General features: G+C 65.5%; 24 protein-coding genes. 10 read left to right on the top strand and 14 right to left on the bottom strand.

Going from position 1 to position 21,580, the window contains the following annotated elements:
• Window positions 1-85: 85 nt before the first annotated feature.
• Entirely contained in the window at window positions 86-622 is a 537-nt protein-coding gene (locus tag BAU06_RS09025) for a hypothetical protein (RefSeq protein ID WP_066347383.1), read from the bottom strand.
• A 230-nt stretch (window positions 623-852) separates the two neighbouring features.
• Between BAU06_RS09025 and BAU06_RS09020 the strand changes: the two genes are divergently transcribed.
• Window positions 853-1,752, top strand: coding sequence for a recombination-associated protein RdgC (locus BAU06_RS09020; RefSeq protein WP_066347380.1), 900 nt, complete (start codon window positions 853-855; stop codon window positions 1,750-1,752).
• A 56-nt stretch (window positions 1,753-1,808) separates the two neighbouring features.
• Here the strand turns inward: BAU06_RS09020 and BAU06_RS09015 are convergent, their stop codons facing one another.
• Together BAU06_RS09015 and BAU06_RS09010 are read right to left on the bottom strand one after the other, a co-directional pair.
• A complete protein-coding gene (locus BAU06_RS09015) occupies window positions 1,809-3,101 on the bottom strand; it encodes an aspartate carbamoyltransferase (RefSeq protein WP_066347377.1) in 1,293 nt (430 codons plus the stop codon).
• Between the two features lie 72 nt (window positions 3,102-3,173).
• Window positions 3,174-4,448, bottom strand: a complete 1,275-nt coding sequence (locus BAU06_RS09010) for an MFS transporter (protein ID WP_066347375.1) — start codon at window positions 4,446-4,448, stop codon at window positions 3,174-3,176.
• A gap of 71 nt (window positions 4,449-4,519) precedes the next feature.
• Between BAU06_RS09010 and BAU06_RS09005 the strand changes: the two genes are divergently transcribed.
• On the top strand, window positions 4,520-5,149 hold the full coding sequence (locus tag BAU06_RS09005) for a TetR/AcrR family transcriptional regulator (RefSeq protein ID WP_066347373.1): 630 nt from the start codon (window positions 4,520-4,522) through the stop codon (window positions 5,147-5,149).
• On the opposite strand, the gene BAU06_RS09000 is transcribed toward BAU06_RS09005, so the two are convergent.
• Complete coding sequence (locus tag BAU06_RS09000) at window positions 5,134-5,619, bottom strand: YidH family protein (RefSeq protein ID WP_066347369.1); 486 nt, start codon at window positions 5,617-5,619, stop codon at window positions 5,134-5,136. The two genes, BAU06_RS09005 and BAU06_RS09000, sit on opposite strands and share 16 nt — an antisense overlap.
• 101 nt (window positions 5,620-5,720) lie before the next feature.
• On the opposite strand from BAU06_RS09000, the gene BAU06_RS08995 reads away from it, so the two are divergent.
• A complete protein-coding gene (locus tag BAU06_RS08995) occupies window positions 5,721-5,978 on the top strand; it encodes a hypothetical protein (protein WP_082988085.1) in 258 nt (85 codons plus the stop codon).
• Between the two features lie 70 nt (window positions 5,979-6,048).
• On the top strand, window positions 6,049-6,297 hold the full coding sequence (locus BAU06_RS08990; protein WP_156770185.1) for a hypothetical protein: 249 nt from the start codon (window positions 6,049-6,051) through the stop codon (window positions 6,295-6,297).
• Window positions 6,298-6,313: 16 nt separating this feature from the next.
• On the opposite strand, the gene BAU06_RS08985 is transcribed toward BAU06_RS08990, so the two are convergent.
• The 3 genes from BAU06_RS08985 to BAU06_RS08975 form a co-directional block, all read right to left on the bottom strand.
• Window positions 6,314-6,739 (bottom strand): BPTD_2524 family lipoprotein, encoded by a 426-nt coding sequence (locus BAU06_RS08985; protein WP_066347368.1) that lies wholly within the window; start codon window positions 6,737-6,739, stop codon window positions 6,314-6,316.
• A gap of 56 nt (window positions 6,740-6,795) precedes the next feature.
• The gene (locus BAU06_RS08980) at window positions 6,796-7,008 is read right to left on the bottom strand and encodes a hypothetical protein (RefSeq protein WP_066347365.1); all 213 of its coding nucleotides are present in this window, start codon (window positions 7,006-7,008) and stop codon (window positions 6,796-6,798) included.
• Between the two features lie 82 nt (window positions 7,009-7,090).
• A complete protein-coding gene (locus BAU06_RS08975) occupies window positions 7,091-7,231 on the bottom strand; it encodes an entericidin A/B family lipoprotein (RefSeq protein ID WP_066347362.1) in 141 nt (46 codons plus the stop codon).
• Between the two features lie 561 nt (window positions 7,232-7,792).
• Between BAU06_RS08975 and BAU06_RS08965 the strand changes: the two genes are divergently transcribed.
• Window positions 7,793-9,418 (top strand): NAD(P)/FAD-dependent oxidoreductase, encoded by a 1,626-nt coding sequence (locus BAU06_RS08965; protein ID WP_066347357.1) that lies wholly within the window; start codon window positions 7,793-7,795, stop codon window positions 9,416-9,418.
• 80 nt (window positions 9,419-9,498) lie between these two features.
• Here BAU06_RS08965 and BAU06_RS08960 read toward each other — a convergent pair whose 3' ends face one another.
• Complete coding sequence (locus tag BAU06_RS08960) at window positions 9,499-9,843, bottom strand: hypothetical protein (protein WP_066347355.1); 345 nt, start codon at window positions 9,841-9,843, stop codon at window positions 9,499-9,501.
• 186 nt (window positions 9,844-10,029) lie between these two features.
• Between BAU06_RS08960 and BAU06_RS08955 the strand changes: the two genes are divergently transcribed.
• Entirely contained in the window at window positions 10,030-11,463 is a 1,434-nt protein-coding gene (locus BAU06_RS08955; protein ID WP_066347353.1) for an aminotransferase-like domain-containing protein, read from the top strand.
• A gap of 33 nt (window positions 11,464-11,496) precedes the next feature.
• Here the strand turns inward: BAU06_RS08955 and BAU06_RS08950 are convergent, their stop codons facing one another.
• A complete protein-coding gene (locus BAU06_RS08950) occupies window positions 11,497-11,772 on the bottom strand; it encodes a DUF1488 family protein (protein ID WP_066347348.1) in 276 nt (91 codons plus the stop codon).
• Between the two features lie 265 nt (window positions 11,773-12,037).
• Here BAU06_RS08950 and BAU06_RS08945 point away from each other — a divergent pair, with 265 nt between their 5' ends.
• Window positions 12,038-12,196 (top strand): DUF3309 family protein, encoded by a 159-nt coding sequence (locus BAU06_RS08945; protein WP_066347345.1) that lies wholly within the window; start codon window positions 12,038-12,040, stop codon window positions 12,194-12,196.
• 110 nt (window positions 12,197-12,306) lie between these two features.
• On the opposite strand, the gene BAU06_RS08940 is transcribed toward BAU06_RS08945, so the two are convergent.
• Together BAU06_RS08940 and BAU06_RS08935 are read right to left on the bottom strand one after the other, a co-directional pair.
• A complete protein-coding gene (locus BAU06_RS08940) occupies window positions 12,307-12,750 on the bottom strand; it encodes a MarR family winged helix-turn-helix transcriptional regulator (RefSeq protein WP_066347342.1) in 444 nt (147 codons plus the stop codon).
• Window positions 12,751-12,752: 2 nt separating this feature from the next.
• Window positions 12,753-14,354 (bottom strand): MDR family MFS transporter, encoded by a 1,602-nt coding sequence (locus BAU06_RS08935; protein ID WP_066347338.1) that lies wholly within the window; start codon window positions 14,352-14,354, stop codon window positions 12,753-12,755.
• 153 nt (window positions 14,355-14,507) lie between these two features.
• Here BAU06_RS08935 and BAU06_RS08930 point away from each other — a divergent pair, with 153 nt between their 5' ends.
• A complete protein-coding gene (locus BAU06_RS08930; RefSeq protein ID WP_066347336.1) occupies window positions 14,508-14,939 on the top strand; it encodes an Lrp/AsnC family transcriptional regulator in 432 nt (143 codons plus the stop codon).
• A gap of 27 nt (window positions 14,940-14,966) precedes the next feature.
• Here BAU06_RS08930 and BAU06_RS08925 read toward each other — a convergent pair whose 3' ends face one another.
• Both BAU06_RS08925 and BAU06_RS08920 read right to left on the bottom strand, forming a co-directional pair.
• Entirely contained in the window at window positions 14,967-16,016 is a 1,050-nt protein-coding gene (locus tag BAU06_RS08925; protein WP_066347334.1) for an ornithine cyclodeaminase, read from the bottom strand.
• A gap of 140 nt (window positions 16,017-16,156) precedes the next feature.
• Window positions 16,157-17,422, bottom strand: coding sequence for a D-alanyl-D-alanine carboxypeptidase family protein (locus BAU06_RS08920; RefSeq protein WP_231934023.1), 1,266 nt, complete (start codon window positions 17,420-17,422; stop codon window positions 16,157-16,159).
• A 290-nt stretch (window positions 17,423-17,712) separates the two neighbouring features.
• Between BAU06_RS08920 and BAU06_RS08915 the strand changes: the two genes are divergently transcribed.
• A complete protein-coding gene (locus BAU06_RS08915; protein ID WP_066347332.1) occupies window positions 17,713-17,925 on the top strand; it encodes a hypothetical protein in 213 nt (70 codons plus the stop codon).
• Here BAU06_RS08915 and BAU06_RS08910 read toward each other — a convergent pair.
• Window positions 17,922-19,991: an OPT family oligopeptide transporter gene (locus BAU06_RS08910; protein WP_066347322.1), complete on the bottom strand. Its 2,070-nt coding sequence runs from the start codon at window positions 19,989-19,991 to the stop codon at window positions 17,922-17,924. The genes BAU06_RS08915 and BAU06_RS08910 overlap by 4 nt on opposite strands.
• Before the next feature lie 395 nt (window positions 19,992-20,386).
• On the opposite strand from BAU06_RS08910, the gene BAU06_RS08905 reads away from it, so the two are divergent.
• On the top strand, window positions 20,387-21,571 hold the full coding sequence (locus BAU06_RS08905; protein WP_197509472.1) for a pyridoxal-phosphate-dependent aminotransferase family protein: 1,185 nt from the start codon (window positions 20,387-20,389) through the stop codon (window positions 21,569-21,571).
• Window positions 21,572-21,580: the final 9 nt, after the last annotated feature.

The raw sequence follows: 21,580 nt of genomic DNA, 5'->3' as shown, positions 1-21,580 counted from the left end.
CAGAGCACGGGCGGTGTCGGTGACAGAACGTGACCCGGCGGCGCGGTGGGGGCATGGCCCGGTGGGCGATAACGCATGCCCCCGGCTACTTGGACCGCGCTCCCATAAATTCGGAGGCCAGGGATTTGGTCACGACCGCGAGCGGGATCGCCGCCACCCGCACCGCCGTGCCCTGAACGCTGGCCGCTTCAAACACCCCGCGGCAGGGTCGGCGGTTCGTCCCGCACTCCGCGGTGAAAAGAAACCTGGCCGACGGCGATACCGAGACCACCCCGATTGCTTTCGCATCCGGGTTCACCTCCGTGTAGGTAATGCGCAAAGTGACGTGTTTACCCAGGTACATCATGGAGAACTCCCAAGTAATGAAGAAGCTGGTGTCGCCGCAGGGGGATGAGATCTTTACCGGGTACTCCGGATGCTCGCCGGCGGGCACTTTGAGCCAGGACTTTCCAGCATCGATGACGCACTCGGACTTGTCCTTCATGTTTATGTAGTAATCCGTCTTCATGGGATTCACCCACATCACGCTGCCCTCCCTGCTTCCGGCATATGCGACAGGCGCGCAAAGCGCGGCGGCAAGTGCCGCCAGAGTCAAAAACGTCCCATACAACGCGGCAGCCATGCATGCGCTTCTCATACGCCCTCCCATGCCCACGTCCTGCCTTCGGGCGGGTGGAAATTCGATCGACTCGACACCGCCCCGCCTTCAGCCGTGCGCGGCGGATGACACGCGCACCAGGATATCGGAGGATGGAACGAGACCGCGGTAATCTCTTGTTGGCAAATAAGTCTCGGCCGTCGCGACGGGCGTCCGACATACGTCGTATAGAATTCCGGCTTTTGCCCGACGCCATGTGGTTCAAGAATCTGAAGATTTACCGCCTTTCCCCGTCCTGGGCCATGAAGGACGAGCAGCTCGAAGAGGCGCTGGCCAAATTCGCCTTCCAGGGCGGCAATACGCTGGAAATGCAAAGCCTGGGCTGGATCCCGACGCGTGAGAACGGCGGCCTGGTGCACACGGTCAACGGGCAGATGCTGCTGACCTTGCGCGCGGAAAAAAAGCTATTGCCCGCCACCGTGATCAATCAGGTGGCAAAGGCGCGCGCACAGGAAATCGAAGAGCAACAAGGCTACAAGCCCGGCCGCAAGCAGATGAAGGAAATCAAGGAGCGCGTCACCGACGAACTGCTGCCCAAGGCCTTCAGTATCTACCGCGACACACGCGTGTGGATCGATCCGGTCAACCGCTGGCTGGTGGTCGATGCGGCCGCCTCCGCCAAGGCCGATGAAGTCCTGGGCCTGCTGGCCAAGTCGATAGACCCTTTCCCGCTCGAAAGCCTGTACGTTGCCCAATCGCCGGCCGCTGCCATGACCGGCTGGCTGGCGGAAGACGAGGCACCGGCGAATTTCAGTATCGACCAGGACACGGAGCTGCGCGCCTCCGGCGAAAGCCGGGCGGCGATCCGCTATGTCAAGCACACCATCGATGCAGATGACGTACGGCGCCATATCCAATCCGGCAAGCAGTGCACGCGCCTGGCGATGACCTGGGCCGACCGCATTTCCTTCGTGCTGACCGAATCGCTGGACGTCAAGCGCATCGCGCCGCTGGACGTACTGAAGGAAAACAGCGACGCCATGGCGCAGAACGACGACGAAAAGTTCGACGGCGATATGGCGCTGATGACGGGCGAGCTGGCCAAGCTGATGGCCGAACTGGTGGAAGCCCTGGGCGGCGAAAAGCGCGATTGACGCGGCCTGCCGCCGGGGCCGTTTCCCCGGCGGCCGGTTCCCCAGCGGCCGGGACGTCAGTCCAACCCGTGGAAGGCCGAATCGTCCGGTCCGATATGCGAGGGATGGCGCCACGTGACGTCGCGCATGGAGTGCTGCACGAGTCCTTCCACGCCCAACAGCACCGCGAATATCGCCATGCGGATGGGGATCCCGTTGTCGGTCTGGCGGAAGATGGCCAGCCGCGGGTCGTGGTTGAGATCGACGCTTAGATCGTTGGCGCCGGGCCGGCTGTCGCGCGGCAGCGGGTGCATCACGATGGTGTCCGGCCCGCAATAGGCATCGATGATGGCGCGATTGATCTGGAAGTCGGGCGTATAGCCTTCCTGTGCTTCGTCGGCGAAGCGCTCTTTCTGCACACGGGTCGCATAAATGACGTCCGCGCCGGGCAGGCCTTCGGCCAGCGACTGCTTTTGCTCGATGACGTTATCGTGCTTGGCCGCCTGTTCGACGATATAGCCGGGCATTTCCAGGCCCGGCGGCGAGATCAGCGTGAACTTGACGCCGCGGTACAGGGCCAGCAGCTTGATCAGCGAATGCACCGTACGGCCGTATTTCAGGTCGCCCACCATGGCGATATGCGCGCCGTCCAGCAATTTGCCCAGGCGCGAGAACTCGGTCAGGATGGTGTACAGGTCCAGCAGGGCCTGGCTGGGATGTTCGCCCGGGCCATCGCCGCCGTTGACCACCGGGATATTCGTGGCCCGCGCGAACTCCGCCACGGAGCCTTTCTCCGGATGGCGGATGACCATGGCGTCCACATAGCCGCTCATCACCCGGCTGGTGTCGTAGATCGATTCGCCCTTCGCCATGGACGAAAAGGTAAAACCGGTGGTGTCGCATACGGAACCGCCCAGGCGGCAGAACGCCGAGCCGAAACTTACGCGCGTGCGCGTGCTCGCCTCGAAGAAGAGATTGCCCAGCACGGCCCCTTCCAGCACGCGCGACACCTTCTGGCGGCGCGCGATGGGCTGCATCATGTCGGCGACGCGAAAGAGGTCCTCCACCGATTCCCGCGTGAACTGGTCCACCGACAGCAGCTGGTGCTTGCCTTCAACGCTGATGCGATCGCGCAGCGGACCATTCTGGGCGCTTTGCATATACTTTTCGCGCAGGTCGCCGTTTTGCACGATCTCGGTGACGAAGCGTTCGACCACCTCGGGCATCGCCCGGAATTCCTGCGAGCCTTCCGGCAGCAGCCAGGTATCCAGGGCACGCCGCTTTACGCCTATCCTGGCCGCGAAAACGTCCCGAGTCAGGTTGAGCCGACGCATGGCGTCGCGCAGGAAAGCTTGCTGGGAAATGGACATGGCGACCTCTCATGTATACGCTTTGCGTATATTATCAGCTAGGTCCGCCACATCCAATTCATTTTGCGTACATCAGGCCGAAGCCATGGCCGCAACAGGCTTGGCCTTGCGTATCTGCAACGCAATGACCGCCGCGACGATCCCGGTGGCGCCGGAAATCAGGAACGCCAGGAAGTAGCTGCCTTGAGCCTGGCGCAGCGCGCCGGCCATGAAGGCGGCGCTGGCCGCGCCCAGCTGGTGCCCGGCGACAATCCAGCCGAAGACGATGGGCGCATCGCGCTCGCCGAAGCTTTCCACCGCCAGCTTCAGGGTGGGCGGCACGGTGGCGATCCAGTCCAGCCCATAGAACACCGCGAAGATGCCCAGGCTGTATATCGAGAAGTCCGAGAACGGCAGGAAGATCAACGAGGCGCCGCGCAGACCGTAGTACATGAACAGCAGCTTGCGCGGATCATAGCGGTCCGTCAGCCAGCCCGACGCGGTCGTACCGACCAGATCGAACAGCCCCATCATCGCCAGCAGGCCTGCTGCCCGCACTTCCGCGATGCCCTGGTCGCTGCACAGGGCGATGAAGTGGGTTCCGATCAAGCCATTGGTCGTGAAACCGCAGATGAAGAAAGTCGCGAACAGGAACCAGAAATTGCGCGAGCCGACCGCGCGTCCCAGGGCGCCGAAGGCGGCCTTCAGCGGATTGGCATGCACCGGAGCCGGCGGCACATGGCCGGGTTCCGCCCCATAGGGCACCAGCCCGATATCGGAGGGGCGTTCCGGCATCAGGAGCCAGGCCAGCGGCACCAGGGCCAGGCATACCACCGAAATCGTGATCACCACGGGACGCCAGCCGCCTGCTTCGCTCAGCGCCGCCATGCCGGGAAGGAAGATCAGTGTGCCGGTAGCGGTGCTGGCCGTCAGGATGCCCATCATCAGCCCACGATGCTTGACGAACCATCGATTGATGACGGTGGCGCCGAATACCACCGCCACGCATCCGGTGGCCAGGCCGGACAAGACCCCCCAGGACAGGACCAGATGCCAGGGCTCCGTCATCCAGACGCTGGCCCCGGCGGCCACCGACATCAGCGCCAGTGCCCCGATCAGGGTGCGGCGCACGCCGAAGCTCTGCATCAGCGCGGCCGCGAAAGGACCCACCAGCCCATAGAGAAAAATCCCGATGGCCGCCGACAAGGAGGTAACATCGCGCCCCCAGCCGAATGCCTGTTCCAGCGGCACGATGAGCACACCGGGGGCCGCGCGCTGGCCGGCGCCCACCAGCAGGGCGATGAATGCAATGGCCACGACGACGAAGGCATACTTCTGTCCAAACGGCCTGGAACGGGTTATAGTCATGTTACTTACCGGTACGTTGCTGTGCGCCGAATAGTACGTACCGCTCGGTAACATTGTCAAGCAGATTCACGATGAACCGCACTTCCCCCTTCTCCCCCTTCCCCGATGAACCCGCGGCCGGCAGACCGGCGCGGGCGGCCGAGCGCATACGGCGCACGGCGCGCGAGCTGTTCTACCGGGACGGCATACGGGCGGTCGGGGTGGACGAAATCGTCACCCGGGCCGGTGCCACCAAGCCGACGCTTTATCGCAGTTTCGGCTCCAAGGACGAGTTGGCGGCCTCTTATCTGAAGGACTACGACGCCGCGTTCTTCCAACGCTTCGACGACGCGATCCGTCCCCATGCGGGCGATCCACGCGCGCAACTGGTGGCGTATTTCCGCCACGTGGCCCAGCGCGTCAGCATCCCCGGTTATCGGGGATGCGCCCTGACCAATGCCGTCGTGGAGTATCCCGGGGAAACCGACGTACATCCGGGACGCGCCATCGCGGAAGCCAACAAGCGCGTCCTGCGCGCACGCTTGCGGGAATTGGCCGCGGCGGCCGGCGCGGCGAACGCCGATACGCTGGGCGATGCGCTATTGCTGCTGCTCGAAGGATGCTTCGTGTCGGCGCAGATCTTCAGCGGCGACCCGGAGGGACCGGCGCGCAGCGTCGCCGATGCGGCAGAGAAACTGATCGCCGCCTACCTGCCGGCATAAGCCGGCGCGGGCGCCGCGTGCCCCCGCAAGGGCAAGGACGGCCAATGGAGCGCCGCATCGGCGCGATAGGAGACGTCGTTCTGCGGCGCATCGGCGGCCGCGCCGGCAGCCCCCCAGCACCCCACAACGAAAGCGGCGACGCTGGCGAAATACGCGGCCGCGGCCAAGACCATCGGCAGCCAATGCCCCTTGCCCGCCCGCCCCGCGGCGATCTGGCGGAACACACTGAAATGCGCCAGATAGGAAAACAGTACGCCCACCGCGCAAGCGGCCAGGCCTAGCGCATACGCCGCGATCGGTTGCCGCAGATCCGGGGGGTCCACGTCGCCCCCCACCACGCCCAGGGAAAACGCCAGCAGCATCAGGGCGGCAATGCCATTGATCCATGCCAGGAAGCGGAAGCCCGACAGGGCATGGGAAGTGAGCGCCTGATAGGCGTTGGAAGAACGGGGGTGATCGGTGTGATCCATGGTTCCTACGGGTAAGCGGCGGCAGTCGCAAGCATAGCGGGGATTGGCATCGACGGGAACGCGCCTTGCAGCCCGGCACTGCACATCAACAGGAGCGCAACATGAATAAGCCATCCCCACGCGGCGGGACCGGCGGCGCCGGCAAGCGGCGCGTGGAAGCCGGCACCCAGGGCAGGGTTTTTCCGCCGGACTCGCCGGTCGATGTTCCCAATCTGCCCCGGCCGCCCCAGGAAGGTACGCCCGACGAAGCCCGCGACGCCAGCCAGCCCCAGGCGGAAACGCGCGGCGATGGCAGCTGGGCGGACAACACCAAGCCCGCGCCGTACAAAAAGCACGTGCGCGATTCCAATATTTTCTGAACGCCGCGCTGCAAATTCTGCCGCCTGTGCAAGCAAAGTTTGCACCGTTCACGCCATGCAGGAGAACCCCATGCCCGAAGAGAAAGCCCCGGCAGGCGCCGGCACCCAGCCATCGGCGTCCCAGGCCAAGGAGGCCTCCCGCCTGGGGACCCGGATCCTTCCCGAGCCGGACAAGTCCCCCACCGTCGCCGGCATGCCGCGCCAGGGGCGCGCCCTGTCGGACCCGGGCGACCCCGGCATCCCGAAGCCGGAAGACGACGTCTATGCGAACGATCCGGCCGATTTGTCAGAAACCAAGCCGAAGGAGGCGTCGCGATAAGAGGACGCCAGGCGGTTCAACCCTGGCTGTCGCGGCAGACCGGCGTGGCGCTCTGGATGGACCGCCGCGCCGCCGCGAGTTCGCGGGAGTCCCACATGCCCTTGCCCAGCACGGTGACCGTTACGGTGGCGTCCATCTTGCCCTTGGGTTTGATTTCCATGGTTTCCAGATGGACGGTGGGCTCGGGCACCTTGAAGATGGCGATACGGCCGACGGCGAACTGCTCGTCCAGCTTCTGGCTGTCCCTGTACTGAACCCCATAGGGGTATTCGCGCTCGGTATGGCATACCCGCACGAACTCGCCGGCGCGGCGGAAGGCCGCGTCATAGGGCGTGCTGACGTCGAAAGTATCGCTGGGGAAATTGCCGCCGGATTCGATGCCCGAGGCACATCCGCCCAGGCACACCAGCACGGCAAGCAGTAATGGACGGCATCCAGGCATTACCTACTCCACGTTTTAAAGCTCAGCCGTGGATTATGCACCAGACGCCGTGGCGCTCAGGGCCGCGGCGGCTCCCGATAGGATCCCAGCGCCGCCGCGCCGGGCCGCGTGACAGTGGCTTTGCCGTCGCGATCCTCGATATAGTTCATCGCTTCCAGCTGCCCGCGGACGGGCTGCGGGATGTCGAAGCCGACCAGCGAGGCGCGCGAGCGCAGCTCTTTGAGCCAGCGGAATTGGTCCGGAGTCAGCGAGGGCGTGGTTCTGAACATTGTTATCGCCTCCAATGGCCTTCATGTGACAGGAAACGCGGCGCCGGGGCGCCCCCCTTTGGGCGCCGCCGGTCGCGGGACATCAGTTGTTATGCCTGTCCGCGGCACCCTGGATCTTTTCCCCTCCGCGCTCGATATCCTTGCCGGCGCCGGACACAGTATTGCAACCGGCCGACAAAGCGGCGATGGCGAGAAGGACGGCGAGAATGGCTTTGCTTTTCATCGGTCTTTCCTTTTTTGGGTCGGATGAATGGAAAAATTCCGGTTCCTGGAGGGATCTTTACGCCCCATCCAGACGGCGCCGCTTTTCGCAAGCCGCGTGCCCGGCTTTTATCCGCACGGCTATCCCACCGTGGCACGCGCAGGCTCCGACCCGGCCGCCAGGGTGCGGGCGGGCTCCTGGCAACGGGGCGGCCCGCCGCATGGCGAGCTCATGCAGGTACGGCGCTTGCCGCCCTATGGTTCCTTTGAACACTGGGGGATCGCCATGTCCATCGCACCCAATACCCTGAATCCGCGCTCGCCAAGCTCCGCCAATGTGGCCGAAGACCTCCTGGAGCAGGCACACGATGCGCAACATCGCGAGCCTGCCCCCGGGGAACCGCCCCTGCCCGGCGACCCGCCGACGCCCGGAGACCCACCCGACTCGCCCCCATCGCCGAAGGCCGGCATGGCGCCTTGGGAGTAAGCGGCGGACGGGAGTCCGGCCGCTTGCTAAACTGCCGCTTGCGGGCCCCGCCGGGTACCCGCGGCTATGCGCCATAAGCGGCGCCGGACTCCCACCATGCTACGTATCTCCGAAGTCAAGCTGCCGCTCGACCATCCCGAAGCGGCGCTATCCCAGGCCATTGCCACGCGCCTGGCGATTCCCCCGACCGACCTGGTCTCCTTCCACATCCACCGGCGCGGCTACGATGCCCGCAAGCGGGACTACATCCAGCTGGTGTACACGCTGGACGTCGAGCTGCGCGACGAAGCGGCCGTAAGGAAACGCTTTGCCAACGATCCCCACATCGGCCCGACGCCTGATATGCAATACAGATTCGTGGCGGATGCGAGCATGGCGCCGAATGCCGCGCGTCCGGTCGTGGTCGGGATGGGTCCGTGCGGCCTGTTCGCCGGACTGATCCTGGCGCAGATGGGCTTTCGCCCCATCATCCTGGAACGCGGCAAGGCGGTACGGGAGCGCACCAAGGATACGTTCGGCCTATGGCGCAAACAGGTGCTGGATCCTGAATCCAACGTGCAGTTCGGCGAAGGCGGCGCCGGCACGTTCTCCGACGGCAAGCTCTATAGCCAGATCAAGGACCCACGCCATCTGGGCCGCAAAGTGCTGGAGGAATTCGTCCTGGCGGGTGCGCCCGAGGAAATCCTCTACGTCAGCAAGCCCCACATCGGTACCTTCCGGCTGGTCAGCATGGTCGAGAAAATGCGCGCGACCATCGAGTCGCTGGGCGGCGAGATCCGTTTCCAGAGCCGCCTGGAAGACGTCGACCTGGACCATGGCCGCGTGCGCGGCCTCAAACTGGCCAATGGCGATTATCTGCCCTGTACCCACCTGGTGCTGGCCGTCGGGCACAGCGCACGAGACACCTTCCAGATGCTGCATGACCGCGGCATCTATGTGGAAGCCAAGCCTTTTTCCATCGGGTTTCGCATCGAGCACCCGCAGAGCCTTATCGACCGGGACCGCTTCGGCAAGCACGTCCGGCATCCGGTGCTGGGCGCGGCCGACTACAAACTGGTGCATCACTGCGCCAACGGACGCGCCGTCTACAGCTTCTGCATGTGCCCGGGTGGGACGGTCGTGGCGGCAACGTCCGAACCCAACCGGGTCGTCACCAATGGCATGAGCCAGTATTCGCGCGCCGAACGCAATGCCAATGCCGGAATTGTCGTCGGCATCACGCCAGCGGACTATCCCGGTGGCCCGCTGGCCGGTATCGATTTCCAGCGGCGATGGGAATCCAGGGCCTACGAACTGGGCGGCGGCGGCTACCTGGCCCCGGCCCAGCGGGTAGAAGACTTCCTGGCGCGCCGGCCCTCGACGTCCCTGGGCAAGGTGCAGCCTTCGTACACGCCGGGCGTAACGCCCACCGACCTGTCGACGGCGTTGCCCGACTATGCCATCGAAGCCATCCGCGAAGCCCTGCCCGCCTTCGACCGCAAGATCAAGGGGTACGCAATGGGCGACGCCATCTTGACCGGCGTCGAAACGCGCACGTCGTCGCCGCTGCGCATCAAGCGCCGCGACGACAACTTGCAGAGTATCAACACCGTGGGGCTATATCCCGCGGGCGAAGGCGCCGGATACGCCGGGGGCATTTATTCCGCCGCCATCGATGGCATCGAGGTCGCCGAAGCCGTCGCCCGCGATATCGTCGCCGGCCACGCGTCGCGAGCCGCATGAAGCGGGCCGCATGAAGTGCGGTCCCATGAAGCGGGTCCCGTGAAGCGGGCCGCGCCACCCGCGGCTCGCTCCGCGCGATATCATGCGCCGTGCAGCCGCCTGCTCAAATCCGCGACCGCATGCTGCAGCGCCTTGGCCATACGGCCGCAGCGGGCGCGCCACGCGGCGAAGTACGGCTGGGGCGGCAGCACGCGGACATTCGCACACTGAGTCGCCCGGATCAATACCTGGCCGCCATATGCCAGGACGTGCGTCTCGCCGCAGCGCACGGGGATACAAAGACTGAAACTGGCCTCGCCCAGGCCTTGCACCTGTTCCACGACAGTGACATTGCCTTTCACGCCCAGAATGAGCGCCCGCGGTGGCATATAAACCACGCGTGTTTCACCGCATGAAAGCGACAAATCCCAGGCCGACCGATCCATTCTCACAAGTTTTCTCCACACGTGGATGACGAACGTTGTGCAGCATAGGCCGGCACTCCTGGGTCTCCCAGGCACAGCGGAGCGGTTTGTACAGGAGGGCAGTTGATACCAGGGATTTCTGTTACCGTCGGATTCCAGCCCAACTGTGCCTATTCCGTCGCGACCGGCATACGCAATGATTGCGCAATGGAACAACCCCTGTATCAGCGTTTGGCCGAACATTACCGGCAAGCCATTTATTCCGGCGTCCTTGCGCCCGCCACCCGCATGCCTTCGGTGCGTACGCTGGTCCGGCTCCACCAAGTCAGTATCAGCACGGCGCTACAGGCTTGCCGCAGCCTGGAAGACGACGGTTTGATCGAAGCCCGTCCGCGATCCGGCTATTTCGTGTTGAAGAACCAGCGCAGCAAACTCCTGCCCGTGGGCGAGCCGGATACGCGCCAGGTGCTGGATGCGGCCTCTTACGTCGGGATCCACGATCGCGTGTCCGACTTCATCGCCAAGAGCGCCATGCATCCACCCCGCATCGACCTGGCGAATTCGGTAGCGCCACCCGATGCCTACCCCGTGGATGCATTGAAGCAAGCCATGCTGCGCGCGGTGCGCCGCTACCCGGAATCCCTGACGCGCGCGGCCCCGCACCAGGGCCATCCCTATCTTCGCGCCACGCTGGCCCGCCGCGCGCTGGACGCGGGTATCAGCGCCAGCCCCGATGACATCCTGATCACACATGGCTGCATAGAGGCCCTGAACATCGCGCTGCGCGCGGTCGCGGGTCCGGGCGACACCATCGCGGTGGAGTCCCCGGCCTACTTCGGTCTCCTGCAGGTAATCGGCAGCCTGGGGATGCGCGCGCTGGAAATTCCCACCAGTCCGCAACGCGGCTTGTCCATCGAGGCGCTGGACCTGGCTTTCCAGACGCACGCCGACATCAAGGCGGTCGTGGTGGTACCCAACCTGCACAATCCGCTGGGCAGCATCATGCCGGACGAAGACAAGGCCCGCCTGGTGGCCTTGTGCGAGCGGCAGGCCATTCCGCTGATCGAGGACGACACCTATGGCGCGCTCGCCGATGGCGACGAGCCGCTGCGCGCGGCCAAGGCATGGGACCGCGACGGCAATGTCATCTACTGCGCCTCCATGCAGAAAACCTTGGCGCCCGGGTCGCGCCTGGGCTGGATGATAGGCGGCCGCTGGAAGGCACGCCTGGCGATGCTGAAGTTCGTGCAGAGCCGTCCGAACGCCGCCACGCCGCAGATCGCCATCGCGGAGGTCCTGCAATCCAAGGGCTATGACCGCCACCTGATGCGTCTGCGCCGGCGCCTGAAGACGCAGCGCGAAGGCATGGCTCGCGCCATCGCGGAACACTTCCCGCGCGGTACGCGCCTGAGCGTGCCCAGTGGCGGCATGCTGCTGTGGGTCGAAATGCCGGACGAGCGTGCATCGAAAGACGTATTCGAACACGCGTTGGATGAGGGCATACGCGTAGCGCCAGGCCGGATGTTCTCGAACTCGGACCGCTACGAGCATTTCCTGCGTATCAGCTGCGCGCTGCCCATGAGCGGCGACGTCCAGACGGCGGTAAGAACGCTGGGCCGGATCGTCGGCGGCAAGCACTGACGGTACGAACCGCCGGCGCGGCGCCGCGGAGAATCAGCGCCCGTGGCGCCCCTCGTCGGGGAAGTCGGACTGTCCCAGCATCACCGGTAGCGGATGGCTATCCAGGAACTTGCGCTGGGCCAAGGCGTGCAGCATGCGGCTATTGCCCCGGTAGGCGATCAGCAGGTCTTCTTCGTCCGTGCCGGCGCCGAAGCGCGCCCGCAAGACTTCCCAGGACACGCCTGCCTTGATCCGGCGCGCACCCGCGGAAGTTTCGAACCAAATTACATGCGCGGCCCGATCGTTGATAGCGCTGTTATCGAATGTCATGTCGATCTCCGTGCGATGTCTGACTTATCGTATCGAAGCCGCATATGTCAGTGTGTAACGCATATGGCGTAGCGACGTATTTGGGCAACACCGTGCGTACGGATGATTTGCAATTTGGGAAGTTAGTGGTTAAGCCGCCCTGCCGACGTAGCGCGTCCGGGCTGCTTCATTGGTACGGGTCCGCTTTTTGCTCCTTGCCCAACCGTGGTGACATCGCGCACCGCCAAGCGGGCCGGTTGGCCGCAACCGCGATAAGGAGAATCACATGACCCTTGGAACCATATTGTTGATCGTTCTGATCCTGCTGTTGATCGGCGCGCTGCCGACCTGGCCTCACAGCCGGGCATGGGGCTACTACCCCAGTGGCGGCCTGGGCCTGGTTTTGATCATCGTCATTATTCTTTTGCTGGTCGGCGCCATATAGACCCGTCCACGGAAACGCCGGCCCGCCAGGCCGGCGTTTTTCTTGGGCACTACGGCCCGGAACGGCCCACGCGCTTCTTCCCGACCGCCCCGCCGCCGCGGCTGCCCGTTTCAGCCCGCGTCGCGCTGCTGCGCCGCCTTGAAGTTTTCCTCCAGCACCGCCAGGACCTCGTGGCAGACGCGGATCTGCTCCGCGGTCAGGCCATGCATGGCCCGGTCGAAGAACGCCGCGCGGCGTGGCAGCGCTTCGGCCACGACGCGCTTGCCTTGCGTCGTGAGCACGGCATTGATCAGGCGGTTGTCCTGCTCGTCTATCGTGCGGCTGATCCAGCCCAGGCTTTCCATGGCCTGCAGCTGGCGCGTCAGCGATGCCGGATCCAGCCGGCAGCGCTCCGCCAGGACTTTCTGCGACAGGGAGCCCCCCTCGTGCAGCGCCAGCAGGATGCGCCAGCGAGGCAGGGCATGGCCCACATTGGCGTCGAAGGCCGCCATCATGGCACGATAGGCCTGGCCCAGCATCTGCACGGTATGCAGGCCTTGTTGCTCCTTCGGCATGATTACTCCGCGGGCGCGCTGGCGACTTTGCTGCGGCGGGTCAGCCGGATGGGCGGGACCTTGCGTACGAACCACAGCGACAGAATCGCGATGGCCAGCACGATGATCTGCCCGTCATGAATGGCGCCGACGAGCGAGACCCGCGCCGCTTCCAGATAGGACGCGCCATCGCGCCCCACCGCCGCCACCTGCTGCATGAATGACGCCTGCGCGGAGGGATTCACGAGTATCTGCGGATCGTCCAGGCTGTCCAGCCAGCGCAGCGCCTGGCCGCTCTCCAGCGACGCGCGTACGCCGCTGATATAGCTGTGGTTGACCATGGTGCCCACCACGGCCGTGCCGACCATGCCGCCCACCATGCGCAGCGATTGCAGCAGCGCCGTGGCAATGCCCAGATGCGCGCGGCCGGCGGTCTCCTGCGCGAACACGGTCAGATTGGGCATGATGAAGCCCAACCCCAGGCCTGCCGCCAGCATGTAAGTGGCGATCAGCCAGCGCGGCGTGTAGTTATGGGTGGAGATGATCCCCGCGGTGGCCAGGCACATCAGCAGGAAGCCCACGTAAAGCATGTTGTTCGGATTCTTGATACGCGTCACGATGCGGCCATTGGTGATACTGCCCACGGTAATGCACACCACCATGGGCGTGATCAGCAGGCCGGCATCCTTCGGCGAGAGGCCGAAGCCGCCCTGCAGCAGCAGCGGCGCGTAGAACAACAGCGAGAACATGGATACCCCGACCAGCAGCGCCAGCATGAACAGCGGCGCCAGGCTGGCGTTGCGGAACATCTCGAAGGGCAGCAGCGGTTGTTCGCAGCGCCTTTCCCACCAATACAGCAAGGCGAAGGCCACCACGCTGCCCACCGCGAGGGCCGCGGTCAGGCTGTCGAAGCCCTGGCCCGGCAGCAGTTCGACCAGCAGTTGCAGGCCACCCAGCGCCAGGGCGATGAGCAGCGCGCCGGGCCAGTCCAGGCGGATCTTGCGCGAAGGATCGCTATGGCGCAGATGCGGCAAGTGGCGCGAGACGAACCACAAGCCGAGCAGGCCCACCGGAATGTTGACGTAGAAAACCGAGCGCCAGCCATAGTATTCCGTCAACACTCCCCCCAGCGAGGGCCCGACGGCATTGGCGATGCCGAAGGCCGAACTGAACATGACCTGCCAGCGCAGGCGCACATAGGAGTCGGGAAACAGGTCCGGGATGCAGGCGAAAGCCGTGCCCACCAGCATGCCGCCCCCTATGCCCTGCAGCGCGCGGGCGATGACCAGGAACAGCATGCTGTCGGCCGCGCCGCACAGGGCGGACGCCGCCGTGAAGACGATGATGGCGGACACCACGAAAGGCTTGCGCCCGTAGTAATCGCCCAGGCGGCCGAAGATGGGCACGGTGATGACGGAGGTCAGCAGGTAGGAGGTCGCCACCCAGGCATAGAGGTCGAAGCCTTTCAGCTCCGCGACGACGGTGGGCAGGGCCGTGCCGACGACCGTCTGGTCGATAGCCACCATCATCACCACGAAACACATGCCCAGCATCGCCATCAGAGACTGGCGAAACGGCAACACCTGTCCGGCGGAATGCGGCGTGGCGGGAGCGCGGGGAGCCATTTTATGGATCCATCAATAATTGATCTATCAACGATTCTAGCGCAGCCGACGCGAAACGTCGAATATCCGCCTACGACGGCCGCCGGCCGGACGTGTGTGGCCCACGCAGTGCTACAGTAGGGCAGCCATGCACGGCATATTGCCGCCCCTCCCATGCAAGAATCCCTGGATGACCTGGACCTTCGCCTGATTGCGCTGCTGCGCGACAACGGCCGGCTGAGCACCGCCACGCTGGCGAAAAAGCTGTCGGTGTCGCGCGGCACCATACACAACCGGATCGAGCGCCTGCTGCGCGGCGGGACCATCCTGGGTTTCACCGTCCGCCTGCGCAGCGAAGCCGAAGACCAGGGCATCCGCGCCATGACCCTGATCGAAGTGCGCGGAAACGAGACCGACGCCGTCTTGTCGGCGTTGCGCCGCCTGCCCGAGGTCGTGCAGGTCCACTCGACCAGCGGGCGTTGGGACCTGGTGGCGGAGGTCCGCGTGCAGGACCTGCCCACCTTCGACCGCGTCCTGCGCGACCTGCGCCGCATCAAGGGCATCGCCAATTCGGAGACCAATCTCCTGCTGGCGGTCTACAAGTAGCGCCGCCGGGATGCGGCCGCCCCGCGCCTAGGCTGCCTCGCGCAGCGTGGCGCCATCCTTGCCCAGCGCGACCGCATAAAGGTCCTTGGGATCGCACCCGGTCGCGATCAGGGGCAGTTCGGCGCCGATGCCATGCTTTTCCGCCAGCTCCTCGACCAGGCACAGGACGGAATAGTCTTCCAGGGCAAAACCCACCGAGTCGAACACGGTGACTTGCCGCGGCGATTCGCGTCCGGGCTCGCGGCCGGCCAGCACCTGCCAAAGCTCGACGACGGGAAAGTCGGCCGGCAACTGCTGTATGTCGCCTTCGATGCGGGACTGCGGTTCGTATTCCACGACGATCCGTGCCTGGCGCAGGACAGCCGGATGGATTTCCGTCTTGCCCGGGCAGTCGCCTCCAACGGCGTTCAGGTGCATGCCGGCTTCGATCATGTCGGGGGTCACGATGGTCGCATAGGCCTTGTCCGCCGTCACCGTGGTGACGATGTCCGCGCCGCGCACGGCGGCCGCCGTACTCTCGGCCACGACGGTACGCAGTGTCGGCGCCGCATGCGCCAGGTTGCGCAATAGCTTGGCGGTGGCCTGCCTGTCCACGTCGAACAAGCGCACTTCTTCTATCCCCAGCATGTCGTGGAACGCGAGGGCCTGGAACTCGCTTTGCGCCCCGTTGCCGATCAGGGCCATGGATGTCGCGCCCGGACGGGCAAGCGCGGCGGCGGCGACGACGGACGTCGCGGCGGTGCGCATGGCGGTGGTCAGCGTGAGCTCGGACATCAGGCGCGGATAGCCGGTGGCGACATCGGCCAATACGCCGAAGGCCATGACGGTGGGCAGTCCCAGGACCGTATTGCCCGGATGGCCATTGACGTACTTGAACGCATAGCGCGCCGCATCGGCGACCGGCATGAGCTCGATGACGCCGATGGGCGAATGAGACGCCAGCCGCGCGGATTTCTCGAACGCCGGCCAGCGGAGGTAGTCGGCGCGTATGCGTGCCGCCAACTCGCGCATGAAAGGCGCGACACCGACCTGCCGCAGCAGCGCCGCCATCCCGGGAACATCGACCAACCTCGTCATGATTCTCTCGCTTATGTCTGGACAGACAGGAATCATGATCGGGACGCCGGCCAACCGAAAGCCGGCAAGGTGTGCAGGGGCCCAGGATGGGCTGACGATATGGCAGCGATTCCTGCCATATCGCCAATCGGGCGGTAGCGTCAGGCCGGCGGTTTTTCGTTCATCAGGCCGTATACCCACAGGCGCATGCTGTCCCACCCGCGGGCCAGCACGCCCGCCTGTTCGACCGGCTGCAAGGCCACGATGGGATAGCTGCGGATGGTGCGCCCGTCGATCTGCAGATCGGCCGTGCCGACCTGGGCATTCAGGGCCAGCGGCGCCATCAGCGGGCCTTGGCGGCTGATAACCTTTTGCAGGCGCGGCACCCACGCACGAGGCACCGTGGCGTAAATGTCCTGGTCGAAGCCCACCAGCACCTGCGACTGCTGGCCTTTCCAGACGGTGGCATTGCCTACCGACTGGCCCTTGGCGTAGAGCTTGACCGTCTCGTAATTCTGGAAACCCCAGTTCAGCAACATGCCGGTGGTCTGCGTGCGGACCTTGTCGGACGGCGTGCCCATGACCACGGCGATCAGCCGCCGGGGACCGGTGGCCCCCGGACGCACCGCGGACGCGATCATGCAGTATCCCGCGGCCTCGGTGTGGCCGGTCTTGCCGCCGTCGACGGACGGATCGCTCCATAGCAGCCGATTGCGATTGGGCTGCGTGATGTTGTTGAAGCGAAAGGACTTCACGTGGTCGTAGCGCACGTACATGTCCGGAAAATCGCGGATGACGCGTGCCGTAAGCGTGGCCAGGTCGCGTGCCGTGGAATAGGTCTGCGGATCCGGCAGGCCGTGCGGACTATTGAAGTGCGTGGACTTCAGCCCCAGGCGTTCGGCCGTTTCGTTCATGCGCTGCACGAACGCGGATTCCGAGCCCGCGGCGGCCTCGGCCAGCGCCACGGCCGCGTCGTTGCCGGACTGGATAAGCAGGCCCGACAGCAGATCGTCGATGCTGACACGCATGCCAGGCTCCAGGAACATCTTGGAGCTGCCCGGCGCAACCTTCCACGCGTTGGTCGAAATGGTGACCTGCTGATTCAGTTCCAGCGTCTTGTCGCGCAAGGCCTGGAAGATCAGATAGGACGTCATGATCTTGGTCAGCGAGGCCGGCTCCACCCGCTGGTCCGCATTGTTCGACGCGATGACCTGGCCGCTGGTCGCGTCCAGCAGCAGCCATGCCTTGGCGTCCGGTGTCGGCGCTTCCGGGGCCGGCGGCGTGGCGGTGGCGGGCTGCGCGCCCGCGGGCGAGGCCGCGGCGGGCTGGGTCGCCGAAGGCGCGGCGGCGGGCGCGGCGGCCAGCGCGGCCTGGGCCATGCACACGGCCGAGACGGACAACAAAACGGCAATAAGCTTCTTTTGCATAACTTCCATGGAGGTCGAGACGGGAACCGGCGTGAGCCTTAGTCCTTAGGACGCGGATAAGGTTCAGTCGCGCATCGGCCGCCGGCCATGCCCTGGGCCTTGCGGGGTATGGCATACGCACGATCGTGCGGCTGCCGTAGTACGTCCATCTGATACCCGCCAGGGATGGTGCTGCCTAGACTGGAAACGGATTACCGGATAGCCCATATGCCTTCGGCCGGATGCGTGCGGGCCCAATGTTAACCCCTTGATTTCGGGAGGATGCGATGGGGGGGATTTGGGAGATATCGATGGTCGACGACGGCGCCCTGCTTTGGCTGGAAACCGGCCATCGATACGTGGCGTGCCGCTGTACCGCGGATGTGCTGCGGCGGGTCGAACGCGACACCGGCCTGACCGGTGTCGCCGCCCTGCGCGCGGCCGAGAGCGAACTGGTGGAAGAGGCCAACCGCAGGCTGGCCGACCGCGAAGCCCTGCCCTTGCACCTGGCCTACCACGATTAGCGCGGCACGCCGACCCCGGCCAGCACGCGCCGCAGGAACAGCCACGCAACGGCCAGGAACACGGCCAGGCCCAGCCACGACGCCGCGGTAGCGAAATCCGGCCCGGCGATAGCCAAGGGCGCTTCCCTGCCGCTGGCGCCGATGATCGCGGCCATGACGACACCCACCAGGCTTTCGCCCACGATCAGACCCGATGCGATGAGGACGCCGCGGCGGTCGGCGCGCTCGACGGCCGCGCGATCGGCCTGCCCCGCCGCGACACGGCGCTGCAAGGCACGCGCGGCCAGCCAGGACAGCACGGCGCCCAGCACCAGCGGCGCGCTGACGGTGGGCGGCAGATAGATGCCGATGCCGACCGCGAGCACCGGCATGCGCGCCACCTTGCAAGTGCGTTTGAGGATCTGGTCCACGACGATCAGCGCGACGCCAACGCCCATGCCGATCAGGATCATCGCCCAATTGAGCTGATGGGTGAATATCCCGCGCACGATGGCCAGCATCAGCGTGGCCTGCGGCGCCGACAATACCTGCGACGGATCCATGCCGGCACGCGGCAGCGCATCCGCGAAACCGTAGGCCTTGTACAGCAATTCCAGGATCGGGGAGATCACCACCGCGCCGGCCACGCAGCCTATCAGCAGGGCCACCTGCTGGCGCCAGGGCGTGGCGCCCACCAGCCAACCGGTCTTCAGGTCTTGCAGGTTGTCGTTGGAGATGGACGCCACGGCGATCACCGCCGATGTCGTGAAAATCGCCACCGCGATGGCCAGTTGCCGGCCGGCCTCCGTGGCGAGCAAGCCGTTGCCATCGCCGATGGCCAGTATCAGCAGCGATACGAGCACGATGGCGACGATGCCCACGCCGGAGATGGGGCTGGTGGACGAGCCCACCAGGCCCGCCATATAGCCGCAGGCAGCCGCGACCAGCAGGCCGAACACGAACGCGAATACCACGGCATAGATCACCAGTTGCCAGGACAGGCTGGCCGCGAGCGGCGCGCCGGCCAGGAAGGCATGGAAGGTCCATACCAGCACCGCCACCATCGCCAGGCTGACCGCCGCGATCCAGAATCCCGGCATATCGCGGTCCGTGCGGGGCACCTGCCCGCCGCCCTGGCCGCCGCGCGCGCCCATCGCGGAGAAGGTGGTCTTCAAGCCGCGGGCCATGGGCGCGGCCAGCGTGGCGAGCGTCCAGATCGCCCCCACGCCGATCACCCCGGCGCCGATGAAGCGCACTTGCGAGGACCACAGGCTGGTGGCGTGGCTCGCCACTGAAGCGCCTGCCGGCAACGGGTGCATCGCCGTCAGTACCGGCACCGAAATCCCCCAGGCGATGACCAGCCCCGTCAACATCGCCAGCCCGGCGACGATGCCGATCAGATACCCCGCGCCCAGCAGCGCCAGCGAGAACCCCATGGGCAGGCGGAAGATCGCCGCGCCGGCGGAGAACCAGATGCTGACCCCATCGCCCAGCACCCGCAGGCCGCTGCTGGCGAAGCTGACCGCCGCGGCAATCGCGCCGCCCGTGGCGATATCGGCCAGGCCCGTGCCGCCTTCGCGGCCCTTGGCCCCGGAACCCGTGGCTTCCGCGCCGGCTGGGCGCTGGCCAGCGGTGCCCACGCGGAGGATTTCCGCCGCCGCGACGCCCTCCGGATAGGGCAACTCGCTTTGCACCACCATCACGCGCCGCAGCGGAATCGTGAACATCACGCCCAGCATGCCGCCCGCGGCGCAGACCGCCAGGGTGAGCCAGAAGGGAAAGCCTTGCCAATGCCCCATCATGACCAGGGCCGGCAGAATGAATATCACGGAAGACAACGTGCCCGCGGCCGAGGCCTGCGTCTGGACCATATTGTTTTCCAGGATGTTGGCATCGCGGAACAGGCGCAGCACCGACATGGAAATCACCGCTGCCGGAATGGCCGAGGAAAACGTCAGGCCTACCTTCAATCCCAGGTAGACATTGGACGCGGTGAACACCACCGTAATGAGCGCACCCAGGATGATGCCGCGCAGAGTCAACTCTGGCAGCGAGACATGATCGGGAACGCGGGCGCTGTCTGTCATGGCGTTTTGTTCTGGTATGGGAATGGTGGAGGGAAAACCGGCGATTTTATTCCCTGTGCCATGCCGCCCGTGACGGCCTCCCCATAACAATATTCGACGGCGTGCAACGGCCGGCCCCTTGGAGGCACGGCGGGCCGCCCATCGTATTCAGCCCCTGGTCAGCCGTCGCGCGGCCGTATCGTCGAATGGCGAGAACCCCGATTGACTATTGCGGACAAACGCTCCATGCTGTGCTGCGCTGTACGACTGTATGACTGGATCCATTCATACAAGCTGTTCCTATTCGCTGACCGGCAAGAACGCGCACCGGGCTCCAGGACAGACTGTGGCTGTCATGGTTCCGGCCCGCCTCGCGCCAAGTGATGGCCAGCCGCGCTGGCCGGGGGTTGCACAAGGTGTCTCAGGCAGCAAACGCCGTCGGGCTCATCCCGGACGGGTATCGTCTCCGCCTTCCCGGCCCGACCTTTGTCCCGGCGCGCATCCGGCAGGCGACCGCGCGGCTGATCGTCAATCATCGCGGACCCGAATTCCGCGCCATGCTGGCCGATGCCGAAGAGCGCCTCAAGCCCATCTTCGGCACGCGCAACCGCATCCTGTTCTTCGCCGCCTCCGGCAGCGGAATGATGGAAGCCGCAGTCGTCAACATCGCCAGTCCGGATACCGAACTGCTGTTCGTTACGCACGGGCAGTTCGGCGAACGCTTCGCCTCCATCGCGGCGGCGGTGGGCGCGCGATACGACAGGCTGGACATGCCCTGGGGCAGCGACATCGATATCGACGCCGTGGCGGGGCGCCTGCGCGAAAAGACTTATCGCGCCGTATTCGTCATCCACAACGAAAGCTCGACCGCCATCGTGGCCGATCTGGCGCGCCTGGGCGCGCTGCTGCGCGACACGTCCACCCTGCTGGTCACCGACTCCGTCAGCGGCCTGGCGGGCATCGAGATGAAGCAGGACGAATGGGGCGTCGACGTGGTGGTGTCGGCCTCGCAGAAAGCGCTGATGTGCCCGCCGGGATTGGGGCTGGCCAGCGTCAGCGCCAAGGCGTGGGAAGTCATCGAACGCGGCGACCATATTCCCGCCTTCTACTGGGACTTCAAGCGCGTCCTGGCGTCCCTGGAGAAAGGCGAAACCCCTTTCACGCCGGCCGTTCCGATCGTCTACGGCCTGATCGAGGCCCTGGACATGATCCACGCGGAAGGACTGCCACGGGTCCTGGCACGCCACCGCCGCCTGTCCGCCGCGTTGCGCGACGGCGCCGCGGCGATCGGCCTTCCCGTGTTCGGAACGGGGAGCAATCTGTCCAGCACGGTGGTCGCCTTGTCGGTACCGCGCGAGATGGATGGCGCCGCCATCGTCAAGGCGCTGTACCAGCGCCATCGCACCGTGATCGCCGGCTCGCGCAATAAGCTGTCCGGCCGCGTAATCCGCATCGGCACGATGGGCGACTTCGACGAGGACACCATCCTGACCGACCTGGCCCATCTGGAGAACGTCCTGCCGGACCTGGGCCATGCTTTCACGCCGGGCGCGGGCATTGCCGCCGCCCGCGCCAGCCTTGCTGGCTCCGCTCGATCATAACCAAGGGGA

This window comes from Bordetella bronchialis, assembly GCF_001676705.1.
GTDB classification, from domain to species: Bacteria; Pseudomonadota; Gammaproteobacteria; order Burkholderiales; family Burkholderiaceae_B; genus Bordetella_C; species Bordetella_C bronchialis.
This window is presented reverse-complemented; position numbering and strand designations above follow the sequence as displayed.